This is a genomic window from Nocardia miyunensis NBRC 108239 (genome assembly GCF_001613065.1).
GTDB lineage: Bacteria > Actinomycetota > Actinomycetes > Mycobacteriales > Mycobacteriaceae > Nocardia > Nocardia miyunensis.
In genome coordinates, this window is record NZ_BDBQ01000058.1 from 31595 (window position 1) to 44193 (window position 12599).

Below are 12599 nucleotides of genomic sequence, written 5' to 3' on the forward strand. Positions count from 1 at the left end.
GTTGCCCTCAGAGCGAGCTGCTGAGGATCACCTGGTTGGTGATCGCATCGCGGATCTGCACCGAACGGATCTGGTCCGGGGGCACGGCGGTGGTTCCGTCGGGGGTGAGGGTCTGGCCCGGGTGGGCCGTCCACTGCGCCACCATCGCCTCGGTGCCGTCGGCGTGCTGCACCCACAGCGCACCCTGCCAGGTGTAGTCGGTCTCCGAAGGTGAATAGGTGCACGACATTTCGATACGCGTCCCGCCGGGCACCTCGACGAGTTTGTAACTCGCGGTGACCGGCGAGGGCAGCACCGGGGCCAGTTGCCGTTCGGCGACGACCTGTTCGGTCGACGGCTGCTCGGGGTGGCGCTCGATCGCGATGGTGATCGGGACGGCGATCACCACCGCCGCGGCGGCCGCCGCCACCGCCGCGCCGATCGTGATCCAGCGGTCCCGGCGGTGCCCGCGGGGTTCGGCGCGCGGCTGCTCGGCTTGTTGCTGATCCTGCTGTACGGCAATGAGTTTCGGTGCGGGGGGCGTATCGATCAGCGCCAGTGCCACTTCGGGATCGACCTGACCGAGAAGCCCCGGCAGACCCGATAATTCGGCCACGGCATCGCGGCAGGACGCGCACTCGGCCAGATGCGCCTCGTAGCGCAGCCGCTCGGCGCGGCTGAGGGATCCCAGGACGTACGGCGCATCCCACATCACGTAGTCGTCCCCGTCCGGGACCACCGCCTCGTCCTCCCCGATCCGGGGGACGTCCGTCACTTCGTCACCCCCATCTCCTGTAATGCCGAACGCAACGCGCGCATCCCGTAGTGCATGCGGGACTTCACGGTGCCCTCGGGAATGGACAGTTCCATCGCGATCTGCTGAGTCGACAGGCCACGGTAGTACGCGCGGACGATCACCTCGCGGTGGTCGGTGCTCAACCGGGCCAGTGCGTCGGTGATCAACCAGCTGTCCAGCGCTCGGTCCGCCTGATCGGGACTGGCCTGCTCGGGCGGATTGTCCGTGCGGAACTCGCGCCGGTTGCGAGCACTGCGATGCTCGTCGACGGCCATGTTGCGGGCGACGGTGAACAACCAGGCCCGCGCCGAGGCGGTCGACTGATCGAGCACATTCGGCCGCTGCCAGGCCCGCAACAGCGTCTCCTGGACGATGTCCTCGGCTCGGCCGGCATCGCCGACCTGGCTGTAGGTGTACCGCCACAGTGCCTGCGCGTGCTGGTCGTACAGCGCTCGCAGCAACTCCGCCTGAGCCTGCGACGCGCCGTCCGGGACCGGCGGCGCAACGCCTCGGAAGGGTTGGGTTTCCGCGCCCTCACTGGCCGCCCGCGGTGAGTTCGCCATCGGCTCAGCGTTTCAGGCGCCGCGGTGGGCGCGCGGATGTCGTGGCCACACTAGCTATATACGCAGTCAATTGCGTTCTAGTTCGATCGGATGTGTCGCTAATAGCGACAACGGTAGCGGCTGGCGGCGCAGCACCTGCGCCCACAGGTCACCGGGCTGCGCGATCGGGTCCGAGGGCAGCGCCGAGAGCACGATCCAGTCGCCGCGCTCGAGTTCGCCCTCCAGCTGGCCGAAGGTCCAGCCCGCGTATCCGGCGAAAATGCGGATGCCCTCGACCAGCGGCGCGATCGTGTCCGGATCCGAATCCAGATCCAGCAGCGCCACCCGGCCGTCCACCCGGCGCAGACCATCGATGCGATTGATCGCGGTACCGACCTTGACAGTGGTCAGACAGAGCGCGGCATCGCGTTTGACCGGCCCGCCGACGTACAGCGTGCGCGGCGAGGCGGCCAGATCCGACCAGCGCGGCAGCACATCCCGCACGGCGGTGTCGCTCGGGCGATTCAGCACGACGCCGAGGCTGCCCGCGTCGTTGTGCTCGACGATGTACACGACGGTCCGCCGGAACGACGCCTCGACCAGGTCGGTCGCCGAAACCAGCAGCGTCCCGGGCCGCACCGCCTGTTCCTCGCGCCGGGATTCCCGTCGAGAGCGGTCGCCGTGTTCCTCTGCGCGTGCCACCAAGCCATCATCGCACCGCATCCCCCCGCGCGCTGTGTTATCTGCCTCCGCTTCGCTGCGGCGGGGCTGTGTCTTTGGCCTCCGCTTCGCTCCGGTGGGCCGGGGCCCTCGTGACCCCGGTGCCTTCCCTCCCTCCGCTCCCCCGCTTCGCTCCTGGCGCTCCGGTCAGTCCAGGACCGGGGCGGGCCCCGGCCAGGAGTCGACGTGTTTCGGGGCGGGTGGAACTCAAGTGCGCTGAAATGTTCTGGCTCATGCACTCTGGCGGGATGGGGCCCTCATGGACTGGTCTTCCCTGCCCGCACAGTGTCTACGTTCCAGTCGATCCTGGACAGGGCAGGCCTCGCTCAGGATTCGGTGGCATTCGCGGTGAGGTGGATACCGGACATGCTGGACGTTCTGGCATCGGTTCGGGCGATATCCGACTCGTTTGTTCCGCTCTGGTCAGTCCGGAATGAATCCGGGCGGCGGCCTTGTTGTCGGCGTTGTCTCGGGCGGGTGGAACTCGGCTTCGCCGGGATGCTCCGCCTGATGCGCTCTGGCAGGATCGGGCTCTGTCGAGACTGCATTTCGCATACCTGGTGCGGCGGGCGCTGTAAGGCTGGCCGCGGGGTGATTCGGAGTGGAGAATCGCCCCGAGGGGCCTGGCCCCGGTAGAGCGAAGCGGAAGCGAAGGTATGGGGCGCGAAGATATGGAACGGCCCGAGGTCGTGCTCGAGAACAGTGATGTCGTGTACGACTTCTATCGGGAGCACCGGCAGAATCGGCTGTCGGCGTGGGGGGCTTATGCGGTGCTCGCGCGGCGGTACCGGCCGCGGATCGGGTATGCGGCGGGGGCTCGGGAGGCGTTGCGGCAGTTGATCTCGCAGCGGCGGCCGCTGTTGATCGTGATCAATCATCTGTCGCAGCAGGACCCGTACACCGTGGCCGCGGCGGCCTGGCGCAGCGGGTTGCGGCCGGTGATCGGGCGGACGCGGGTGCTGGCCAAGGACGAACTGTTCGTCGCGGACGATCTGCGGCGGCGGATCGACATGATGGGCGGAATTCCGGTCTTTCGCGGGAAGGACCACGGATTGCGGGCGGTGAACGCGGCCGGACAGCTGATGATCGACACCTGCGCCGAGCGGATGGCGCGCGGGGACGGTATCGCGATATTCCCCGAGGGCACCTGCAACGACGTGGATCCCACGCAGGTGCAGGCCGTCGGCAGCGGCGTCGGGCACATCGCGTTCCGGGCGATGAAACTGGGCGCGCGTCCGGCGCTGGTCAGTCTCGGGCTCAGCTACGGCCCGCGCGCCGATCCGGCGGTGGAACCGACCAAGCCCGAGGCGATCTCGGCCAGCTTCCACTTCGGGGTTCCGGTGCCCGAACTGCCCGCCCGCCCCGCCGAGGTCGCGCGGCTGGTGCGCACCGAACTCCAGCAGGCCCTGGACGGCGCGGTCGCGGCCTACTGACCCGCGCTCACTGCGGCAATTCGAACCGCGCTCGCGCCCACGCCGGGACCAGCGCCAGATATTCCGGCTGCGTCTGGACGACGTGCCGCACCATCGGGCACAGCGGTAGCACCCCGAACCCCTGCTCCCGCGTGTCGTCCAACGCGGCGTCCACGAGCTGGCGCGCATACCCCTTTCCCGAATAGTCTCCGAACACCTCCGTGTGCACGAAGGCCCGCTCCGAGACGGTGTCCTGATATTCCGCGATACCCGCGAGGTTCCCGTCGACGAACAATTCGAACCGATCCTCGACGGTGTTGTCGCGGACTTCCGGGCCGGATGTCATCGATCGAGCGTAGAACGTGCGGCCCGGCAACGTTGCACGGTACGGCCGATTTCGTCGGAGCAATTCTTGTCGAAGCGCGTTTCGCCTGATTTTTCCGCAGTGCGGTCGGTGTGACTCCGCTGGTGAGGCGATGTGCCCTGTGCTGTTGCGCCGAGATGTAGGTGCGAGGGAATCGGACGACACCCCTGCCATACCCCGGCGGTAAGCCCGCATGGGCTGTGCCCCAGGTCGATCGGCTCGGTGACCTCGCACCGCTGTGCAAACGGCGGCGGGCACGTCGCGGAATGATGCGATGAGCCGGTAATGGCCGGCGGTGCGTCGAACTGTCCGCGAGGTCCGCCCGGGTGCGGAGTGCCTCGCGCCCGCGTGTGTGCGGTTCGGGTGTGCCAGCCGGCAAACGCGCGGGCAGGCGTGCGCTGCCGCAGAATAGCGACATGCGGGAGCCGGAGTGGCGGCGGGTTGTGGTGGCGCCGGACAAGTTCAAGGGGTCGTTGACCGCGCCCGAGGTGGCTGCGGCGTTGGCGGCGGGAATCGGGCGCGAGCCGGGGATCGAGGTCGCGCAGGTTCCGGTTGCCGATGGCGGGGACGGGACCGTGGACGCGTTTCTGGCGGCGGGATGGGAGCGGGTTGCGGTGCGGGCGGCCGGCGCCGGGGGGGAACCGGGCGCGAGCGCTTATGCGGTGCGGGAGGGGACGGCGGTGATCGAGCTAGCTTCGGTCGTGGGACCGGCGACCCTGCCCGATGGGCCCGACCCGCTGCATGCGAGTACCTACGGGCTGGGCCAGGTGATCGCGCACGCGCTGGATCGGGGTGCGCGGGAGATCGTCCTCGGTGTCGGCGGCAGTGCCTCCACCGACGGCGGGGCGGGCATGCTGACCGCGTTGGGGATGCGGATCCTCGACGCGCAGGGTGACGAAATACCCAGGGGTGGAGTGGCATTGGCGCATGCGGTACACCTCGACCGGACCGGGATGCATCCGGGGCTCGCCGCTGCGTCGTTGACCCTCGCCAGCGACGTGGACAATCCACTGCTCGGAACGCACGGCGCGGCAGCGATTTTCGCGCCGCAGAAGGGCGCGAGTCCCCGGGAATGCGTGATACTCGAAGCGGCTCTTGCCAATTGGGCGAAGGTGGTCGACCCGTCGCAGGCCGAACGTCCCGGTGCGGGCGCGGCGGGCGGCACCGGATTCGCGGCCATGGCGGTGCTCGGAGCCGTCGAACGCCCCGGTATCGAGGTGATCCTCGAACTGATCGACTTCCCCCGCTTGCTCGACCGGGCGAGCCTGGTCGTCACCGGGGAGGGTTCACTCGACGAGCAGACCCTGCACGGCAAGGGCCCGGTCGGCGTCGCGGCGGCCGCCCGCGCCGCCGGAATCCCGGTCGTCGCCGTCGCCGGACGCTGCCTGCTCACCGATGATCGCCTGCGCGAGGCCGGATTCGACGCCTGCTACCCCCTCACCGACCTCGAACCCGACCCAGCCCGCTCGATGACGCACGCGGCGGAACTGCTCGAACGCGTCGGGGAACGGATCGCCGCGGACCATTGCTGACCGGATCGGTCCCGACACCGCAGTAGCCTATCGAGAACAACTGCGCGAGAACAGGTTCGGCAACCGACGCAACGGATATGCCCGGACATGCGGTGCTGTTCGTCCGCATCGACCATTGGGATCGCGCGGGGTTCCGCGACGAGCGTCATTGTGGACAGGCGACACCGTGGCGCTCGGTGAATCCGGCGATCACCCGAATATCAACGAGCGCAGAGGAATTCGATGGCCGCGGCGTACCCCTGAATGCCCAGTCCGGCGATGACGCCCGTGGCGATGGGTGAGATGTAGGAATGGTGCCGGAACTCCTCGCGCGCATGCACATTCGAGATGTGCACCTCGACGATCGGCACCTCCGGGATGACCAGCGCGTCACGCAACGCGACCGAGGTGTGCGTGAGTCCGCCGGGATTGATCACGATGGCCGATTCCGCACCGCGTGCGGCATGAATCCGGTCGATCAGCGCGCCCTCGGAATTCGACTGGAACGCGCTGATCTCACGATCGAATCGCTCGGCGGTCCGGCGGCACAGCTCGACCACGTCGTCGAGGGTGTCCGAGCCGTAGACCTCGGGCTGACGAGTGCCCAACATGTTCAGATTCGGCCCGTTGAGCACAAGGATCGGAGCTGGCATGAGGGACACGCTAACTCACAGGCCCTTGGGACCCTCCGCGCGCAGGGTGTCCACCTTGCTCATCGCCTCGCGCAATTCCGCGAGCCATTCCTCGGCGTGTTTACCGGCCAGTTTCACCGTCCAGGCCAGCGCGTCCGAGCGGGAACGGGCCACGCCGGCGTCGACCAGCGTGTCCAGCACCTTGCGTTCGGGTTGACGCAGCCGCGTCATCACCGGAACGGCCTGGTGGGTGAACAGGATTCGCTCGTCGCCGAGCAGCACGCCCCAGGAGACCGTGCGTCCGAACCGGCCCTGCGCCTCCTGCGCGATCCGCATGCGGGCCGGGCGGGTCGACTCGCGGAAGCGGGCGACCTGGCCTTCCTGGGTGGCGCGCGGAATCTGCGCGGTCGGCTGATCGGCGTCGGCCTCGGGTGCGTCGGCGGGTCCCTCGGGTGCGTCGGGCCGGAGAGTGCCGATCACGACGATCTCGTCGCGGTCGATCTCGATGATCGGCGCGCCGCTGAACCATTCAGTTGGCAACCGGCCAGCAAACCAGTCCGGCGCATCGGCGGCGTCGGGTAGATCGGCCTGCTGCCAGCCACCGGGACGGCCGAAGCCGTGCCCGCGTTGTCCATGTCTCATGAGCTCCAACCTCGCTTGCATCGCCTTCTTGTAAGAGTGATTACAAGATTACGCCGATAGTTGTCACCGTGGTTCCGCTGTCCGAGAACGGACTTTGAGCAGACCAGGCGGCGAACACGGGGGGTAATCGGCAGGCGGTGCGACGGTTGTCGGTAAACGGGCATTATTGTGGTCGCTGAGCATGGAGAATGCGGACGATGTCAAGGCGGCCATCGTGAACGAATCTGTCGGGTACGGTTGTTCTCGTTGCTGGAGTGACAAGAGTGAAGAGTGGGCGATATGGATGTGTGGGGATCCCGCCGCATTCGCGTTCGGGGCGCAGCGGCACTTGCAGGGGCGGCTGTCCTGGCGATCGCGATGGGGGCGTGCGGGTTCCAGAGCAACCCGACCGATCCCGAGTCCATCGTCAATCGATTCACCAGCCTGCTGGATGACCGGAACGCCGCGGACGCCGCGGATCTCACCTCGTACCCCAGCGGTGCGCAGGCAACGCTGAAGCAACTGTTCAACGGGCTCAATCCCGGCAAACCCGATTACAAGGTCGTGCAGTACATCGGGCTGGACAACGCGTCGGCCATGTTCAACCTCAAGGCGGACTGGAACTTCGGGCCCGGTAAGGACTGGAACTTCGACCTGCAGGGCAGCATCCGCAAATTGGCGGTCGGCTGGCGGATCTCGTGGGATCCGACCTTGGTGATCCCGCAGCTGGACAACACCCGCACGGTCAAACTCGTGCGCACCGACGCCACCCCGCCGCCCAAGGTGAACGACAACGTCGGCGCGCCGTTGATGTCCGAGCAGAACATCAACACCGTCAAGATCGATCCGGCCAAGACGACCGATCCCGTCGCCACCACCAACGCCCTCGCCGACGCCATCTCACCCGTCGCACCGCTGATCACCGGCGCCGATCTGATGCAGCAGTTGCAGGCCGCCCAGGGTAAGCCGGTCGTCGCGGTCTCGTTGCGGGACGACGATTTCGCGATCCTGGAACCGCGGATGGCCGCGATTCCGGGCGTGGTCATGGAGAAACAGCCGAAACTCGTCGTCTCCGATCGTCGCGTCTGGTCGCCGCTGACCGATGCGTACATCAAGGTCCAGCAGGCCAACAAGGATGCGCACCGCGGCTGGGGCGTCCAGCTGTTCGGACCGGACGGTGCGATGGTCACCCAGCTGGCCGGAAATCAGGGCCCGCCCGGCCCGGACATCGCCGCCACCATGGATCAGAAGTTGCAGCGCGCCGCCGAGGACGCGGTGGTCAGCGTCGGCACCGCGGCCTCGATCGTGGCGATCCAGCCGTCCACCGGCGCGGTCGTCGCCGCCGCGCAGAACAATCAGGCCAGTGCGCAGGGTTCACCCGCGTTCACCACCGCGTATCCGGCCGGCAGCAATATGGACCTGTTCAAAGCGGCCGCCGGAATCATGAAGAACAAGTCCCCGCAGGACGTTTCGGTGCAGGACGCCGCACAGGCCGCGGCGGATCTGGGCGTCGGCATCGGCTTCAAGGTGCCCGGACTGGACGAGACCAGCGGCCGCCTGCCCATCGCCGGACGCGGCTTCGAGCAGGTCAAGGAGGGCGGTTCGGATCCCATCCTGGCCAGCACGTTCGGGATGGCGATCGCGGCGGCCAGCATCGTGCGCGGTTCGGTCGCGCCGCCGATGATCGAGATCGGCCGTCCCGCGACGACCGATGCCCAGCTGTCCCCGCTGCCCGGGCCGGTGCTGGACAAATTGCGTGCCATGCTGCGTGATTCGGCCGCCGCCGGTCCGGATCTGGCCAGCCTGCGCGCCTATCAGGGTGTCAACGCGTTCGAGGCGACCGCGGGGACCAGCGGCTGGCTGATCGGCAATATGGGCGATCTGGCGTTCGCGATCCACATCGACGACATCGACAGCGGCAATGCGACCTCGCGGATGGCGGCGCTCATGCTGAAATCGTTCGCCACACCCGACAAGTGATCAGCCGATCGCTTTCCAGGCCGCCCGCCAGCCGAGCAGGAACAACGCCAGCACCGACGCGGCCACCAGCACGAAACTGAATGCGATGCCCTGACCGCTGATCACTCGCAGCACCATGCCGATGATCAACGTCGACAGCCACACCGTCACACCGGCGGTCCAGAGCGTCCGGGCGTCGAATCGGTCGCGCGCGCCCAGTAGTGCGGCCAGCGCCCAGCCCAGCAGCAGCCCGATCCCGAACGGCCACAGCGTGCGGAACAGTCCGGCGCTGACGATTCCTTCGTGGTGACTGCGTCGGCCGATCACACAGAACACGATCACCAACACCACGTCCAGAATGAACGGCACCAATCTCTTCACGCGGTGAAGCGTAATCGGCGCACGATGCTCATTCGGTCGGCGGCTGCTTCTCGTCCCCGGATTCGGCGTTCGCGGACGGCCGGTTCTCCCCGCGTGATCGTTGATCGGTCAGCAGCGAACGTTCCTCGAATTCCTTCTCGTATTCCGCGTCCCCGGCTTGTCGCCCGCGGAACAGGAACGCGAACACGATCCAGCCGGTGATCGCCACCAGGATGAAACTGACCAGCCGATACACACCCGCCGCCGCGACCGCCTGCGCGGCGGGCAGCCCGGCGACGGCGGTCAGGCTGTAGATCAGCGTGGCATCGACATAGACGATCCCGCCCGGCGCGAACGGGATGCTGCCCACCGCCTTGCCCACGCTGAACACCACCATCAGCGCGGCCACCCGCGGTCCCGCGCCGACCGCGTAACAGGCCGCGCCCAGACACGCCACGTCACCGAGCCGGTGCATCAGCGCCCAGACGGTGACCAGCGCGCCGTCGCGCCGGCTCAGTTCGACCGATTCGAGCTGATGCAGGATCTCCTCGATCCGATCCATCCCCGCCTCGGGCGGATGATGGCGAATCCGGTTGATCAGACGCAGGATTCGACGCAGCAGCGACCGCAGCGAGCCCGGATTGCCGGAGGCATAGTTGCCCGCGACCACGATCAGGACCAGCGCGCCGAGGGACAGCACCACCTTCCACGGGCCGACCCGATCGCCGACCAGAGCGGCACCGCCCAGCCCGAGCAGCACCATGCCCGCCGCGCCGATGACGCCGGAGAACACCAGCTGCCAGGAGGCCACGATCGGGCTCGCACCCCAGCGCCGGGTCTGGCGGTAGGTGAAGGCCGTGGAGAACATCGGGCCCGCTGGCAATGTCACCGACATCGCGGTCGCGCCGTAGACCACCGACAGCGATCGCCGCTGACTCACCTGCACCCCGCCCGCATTCATCAGCTGCTTCTGGATGCGGGCGAATCCGCTCATCGAGATCGCCTGCATGATCACGCAGACCGCGGCCCAGCCCCAATGCAGTTCGGTGAGGTTCTCCCAGGATTCGTGCAGGCGCGGATAGATGTAGATGCCCTCGGCGACCAGCAGGGCCGAGACAGCGGCGCCGAGCAGCCATTTCACCCACCAGAATCGGCCTCGGCGGGCCCGTGCCGGGACCGGCACGGGGTCACCGGCTGGTTCGCGATGGGCCGTCACAGGGGTCAGCCTAATGAGTGCGGTCGATCGGCAGTAGCTCCACCGTCCGCACCGGAGGTGGGCCAGGCCAGCCGCGTCTTGCGGCGGCGGCCGCGCAGCTGCACCTCCTCGCCCGATTCCCAGTGCGCCTGTTCGGCGGCGTCGGCGAAGTACAGGGCGCTGCCCGAGGTCAGCACGCGTTCGGGACGTTCCTTGGCCAGCTCGGTGAGCCGGGACGCCTCGTTCACCGGATCGCCGATCACGGTGTACTCGAATCGGTTGGCCGCCCCGATGTTCCCGGCGACGGCGAGTCCGGCCGAGACGCCGATGCCGATGTCCAATCCGGGCACCTCGCGCAACGCCTCGCGCAGGTCGCGGGCGGCGGCCAGGGCGGCGGTGGGCGCGTCGGGCCGGTCCAGGGGCGCGCCGAAGATGGCCAGTGCGGCATCGCCGACGAACTTGTTGATCAGGCCGTTGTGCCGGTCGATGACATCCACGACGACGCGGAAGAATTCGTTGAGCAGGCTGACCACCTCGGTCGGCGGACGTTCGGCGGCCGTCGCGGTGGAACCGACCATATCGACGAACAGCACTGCCACGAACCGGGTTTCACCGCCCAGTTCGGTGCCGTACTCGAGCGCGCGCCGGGCGACCTCCTCGCCGACGTGCTGGCCGAACAACTCCTGCAGTTCGCGACGTTGCGCGGCCTCCTCCATCATCCGGTTGAACCCGACCTGCAGCAGGCCGATCTCCGAACCGTCGAACACCTCGACCTGCACGTCGTGCGCACCCTCCTGCACCCGGTCGATGGCCCGGGAGAGCTGACGCACCGGATCGGAGATGCTCGCGCCGGTCAGCATCGACAACGCCAGCGCCTGCATGATCACCACGCCGCACAGCAGCAGGATCGACACCGCCAGCGAACGCGAGGAGAAGTGCACCTGCGAGGTGATCTGGGTGGTGCACAGCAGCACGATCGCGATGACCGGCGCGAATGTGCCCATACCCCAGGTCATCGCCATGCGGGTGCCGACGCCGGGGGTGAGGGTGTGGTCGAACGTGCCGGTCGAGAGCGCGTGCGCGGCGACCGGCCGCAGAATCCGCTCACCCAGCATGTAGGTGAAACCGAACACGATGGTCGCGGCCATACATTCGGTGACGATGACCGCGGCCGCGAGCTGCGGTGAGTCCACGATGATCGTCCCGCCCAGGACCGCGCCGCCCACCAGCCACAGCAGCAGATGCACGATCGACTGACGCAGCGGAGCGTGCAGGGCGGCCATCTGCTCCTGACGGCTGGGCGGGCCGCCGCGCACCTGCCAGCGCATCACCGGCCGCAACATCAGGGCCGAGGCGGTCAGGCTGAGAATGCCGCCGATCACGAAGACCGACAGCGGAATCAGCAGGCCCGTGCGGCGCACGCCGGTCGGGTAGCCCTCGGGGGCGGGCAGACCGTACTGGATGAAGGCGTAGACCAGGATCGCGCCGAAGGCGTTGGCGGCGAGCATCGAGGCCAGGTACAGCGGCCAGCGCGTCCGCATGGTCTGTTTGACCGCTTCCAGATGTGTCGAGTCCATGCCTGCTACCGAGATGTGCGAGGTGCGGCTGGTACGGCTCGGGGGGACGCTGACACGATCACCAATCTACAGCGCGTCGTAGGAGCTTTCGCGGGTCCCGTGACGCTGTCCGGACCGGTGTCCCGCCCGGCCGGGGCGTTACTCGAGGCCCTGTTCGATGGCGTAGCGGGTCAATTCCACCCGGTTCGCGAGCTGGAGTTTGCGCAGCGTGGCCTGCACGTGGTTCTCCACCGTGCGGTGGCTCAGGCTCAGCCGGGTGGCTATCTGCTTGGCGGACAGGCCCTTGGCGACCAGGCGCAACACCTCGGTCTCCCGGTCGGTGAGGGCGGGTCGATGCGGCGCGTCGCGGTCGGCGGGCGCACTGGCGATGCGGCGGTACTCGCCCAGGACCAGGCCGGCCAGGCCCGGGGTGAACACCGCCTGACCAGCCGCGGTGGCGCGCACGGCGTCGATCAGCTCGGCCGCGGACGCGCTCTTGACCAGATAACCCGTTGCCCCGGCCTTGATCGCGTCCAGGACGTCGGCGCGTTCGGCCGAGGCCGACAGCACCAGCACCCGGCTGCCGGGCGAGACCCGCAGGATGTCGCCGGTGGCCTGTGCGCCGTTCCCGTCCGGGAGCTGCATATCCATCAGCACCACATCGGGTTGCACCGCCGCGGCCCGGCGCGCGGCCGCCGCCACACCGTCCGCGGTCGCGCTCACCTCGAATCCGGCCTCGGTCAGATCCCGCGACACCCCGTCCCGCCACATCGGGTGGTCGTCCACCACCATCACTGAAATCGGTTGTTGTGCGGGTATTTCCGGTGATGGAGACGATTTCGACTGTGCCGGAGTCTCCGGCGGTGCAGGGGAAGCCGGCGACGCAGGGGCTTGCGATGATGCGAAAGGGCTCGCCGACACCGGATTTGCCGGAGATGGCGGCTCCAGCCGG

The 12599-nt window shown here is 68.1% G+C and carries 13 protein-coding genes; 3 read left to right on the plus strand and 10 right to left on the minus strand.

Features of this window, described 5'->3' with window-relative positions; translation table 11 throughout:
- Positions 1-7 precede the first annotated feature (7 nt).
- The 3 genes from NM2_RS25315 to NM2_RS25325 form a co-directional block, all read right to left on the minus strand.
- Complete coding sequence (locus NM2_RS25315; RefSeq protein WP_245718212.1) at positions 8-754, minus strand: anti-sigma factor family protein; 747 nt, start codon at positions 752-754, stop codon at positions 8-10.
- Entirely contained in the window at positions 751-1338 is a 588-nt protein-coding gene (locus NM2_RS25320) for a sigma-70 family RNA polymerase sigma factor (protein WP_084531537.1), read from the minus strand. Before NM2_RS25320 ends, NM2_RS25315 begins: the two co-directional genes overlap by 4 nt.
- A gap of 66 nt (positions 1339-1404) precedes the next feature.
- Entirely contained in the window at positions 1405-2019 is a 615-nt protein-coding gene (locus NM2_RS25325; protein ID WP_067673629.1) for a YqgE/AlgH family protein, read from the minus strand.
- A gap of 689 nt (positions 2020-2708) precedes the next feature.
- Between NM2_RS25325 and NM2_RS25330 the strand changes: the two genes are divergently transcribed.
- On the plus strand, positions 2709-3470 hold the full coding sequence (locus tag NM2_RS25330; RefSeq protein ID WP_067673548.1) for a lysophospholipid acyltransferase family protein: 762 nt from the start codon (positions 2709-2711) through the stop codon (positions 3468-3470).
- Between the two features lie 7 nt (positions 3471-3477).
- On the opposite strand, the gene NM2_RS25335 is transcribed toward NM2_RS25330, so the two are convergent.
- The gene (locus NM2_RS25335; protein WP_067673631.1) at positions 3478-3795 is read right to left on the minus strand and encodes a GNAT family N-acetyltransferase; all 318 of its coding nucleotides are present in this window, start codon (positions 3793-3795) and stop codon (positions 3478-3480) included.
- Between the two features lie 434 nt (positions 3796-4229).
- Here NM2_RS25335 and NM2_RS25340 point away from each other — a divergent pair, with 434 nt between their 5' ends.
- A complete protein-coding gene (locus NM2_RS25340; RefSeq protein WP_067673633.1) occupies positions 4230-5345 on the plus strand; it encodes a glycerate kinase in 1116 nt (371 codons plus the stop codon).
- Positions 5346-5545: 200 nt separating this feature from the next.
- Here the strand turns inward: NM2_RS25340 and aroQ are convergent, their stop codons facing one another.
- On the minus strand, positions 5546-5977 hold the full coding sequence (aroQ, locus tag NM2_RS25345) for a type II 3-dehydroquinate dehydratase (protein ID WP_067673550.1): 432 nt from the start codon (positions 5975-5977) through the stop codon (positions 5546-5548).
- Positions 5978-5992: 15 nt separating this feature from the next.
- Positions 5993-6598 carry an ATP-binding transcription factor AbmR gene (gene abmR, locus NM2_RS25350; RefSeq protein ID WP_067673634.1) on the minus strand — a complete coding sequence of 202 codons (606 nt, stop codon included), beginning with the start codon at positions 6596-6598 and terminating at the stop codon, positions 5993-5995.
- A 279-nt stretch (positions 6599-6877) separates the two neighbouring features.
- Here abmR and NM2_RS25355 point away from each other — a divergent pair, with 279 nt between their 5' ends.
- Positions 6878-8557 (plus strand): NTF2-like N-terminal transpeptidase domain-containing protein, encoded by a 1680-nt coding sequence (locus NM2_RS25355; protein ID WP_067673552.1) that lies wholly within the window; start codon positions 6878-6880, stop codon positions 8555-8557.
- Here NM2_RS25355 and NM2_RS25360 read toward each other — a convergent pair whose 3' ends face one another.
- The 4 genes from NM2_RS25360 to NM2_RS25375 form a co-directional block, all read right to left on the minus strand.
- Positions 8558-8917 carry a DUF3054 domain-containing protein gene (locus tag NM2_RS25360; RefSeq protein ID WP_067673554.1) on the minus strand — a complete coding sequence of 120 codons (360 nt, stop codon included), beginning with the start codon at positions 8915-8917 and terminating at the stop codon, positions 8558-8560.
- Positions 8918-8945: 28 nt separating this feature from the next.
- Positions 8946-10112 (minus strand): lysylphosphatidylglycerol synthase transmembrane domain-containing protein, encoded by a 1167-nt coding sequence (locus NM2_RS25365; protein WP_067673556.1) that lies wholly within the window; start codon positions 10110-10112, stop codon positions 8946-8948.
- A 5-nt stretch (positions 10113-10117) separates the two neighbouring features.
- Positions 10118-11668: an adenylate/guanylate cyclase domain-containing protein gene (locus NM2_RS25370; RefSeq protein WP_174575675.1), complete on the minus strand. Its 1551-nt coding sequence runs from the start codon at positions 11666-11668 to the stop codon at positions 10118-10120.
- Between the two features lie 138 nt (positions 11669-11806).
- Entirely contained in the window at positions 11807-12439 is a 633-nt protein-coding gene (locus NM2_RS25375) for a response regulator (protein WP_067673558.1), read from the minus strand.
- Positions 12440-12599: the final 160 nt, after the last annotated feature.

What these genes read in the sequence shown, in the direction of transcription:
- NM2_RS25320 (WP_084531537.1), bottom strand. Translation starts at nt 1,338, where the DNA reads ATGGCGAACTCACCGCGGGCGGCCAGTGAGGGCGCGGAAACCCAACCC.
- NM2_RS25330 (WP_067673548.1), top strand. Translation starts at nt 2,709, where the DNA reads ATGGAACGGCCCGAGGTCGTGCTCGAGAACAGTGATGTCGTGTACGAC.
- NM2_RS25335 (WP_067673631.1), bottom strand. Translation starts at nt 3,795, where the DNA reads ATGACATCCGGCCCGGAAGTCCGCGACAACACCGTCGAGGATCGGTTC.
- NM2_RS25340 (WP_067673633.1), top strand. Translation starts at nt 4,230, where the DNA reads ATGCGGGAGCCGGAGTGGCGGCGGGTTGTGGTGGCGCCGGACAAGTTC.
- aroQ (WP_067673550.1), bottom strand. Translation starts at nt 5,977, where the DNA reads ATGCCAGCTCCGATCCTTGTGCTCAACGGGCCGAATCTGAACATGTTG.
- abmR (WP_067673634.1), bottom strand. Translation starts at nt 6,598, where the DNA reads ATGAGACATGGACAACGCGGGCACGGCTTCGGCCGTCCCGGTGGCTGG.
- NM2_RS25355 (WP_067673552.1), top strand. Translation starts at nt 6,878, where the DNA reads ATGGATGTGTGGGGATCCCGCCGCATTCGCGTTCGGGGCGCAGCGGCA.
- NM2_RS25370 (WP_174575675.1), bottom strand. Translation starts at nt 11,668, where the DNA reads ATGGACTCGACACATCTGGAAGCGGTCAAACAGACCATGCGGACGCGC.
- NM2_RS25375 (WP_067673558.1), bottom strand. Translation starts at nt 12,439, where the DNA reads ATGGTGGTGGACGACCACCCGATGTGGCGGGACGGGGTGTCGCGGGAT.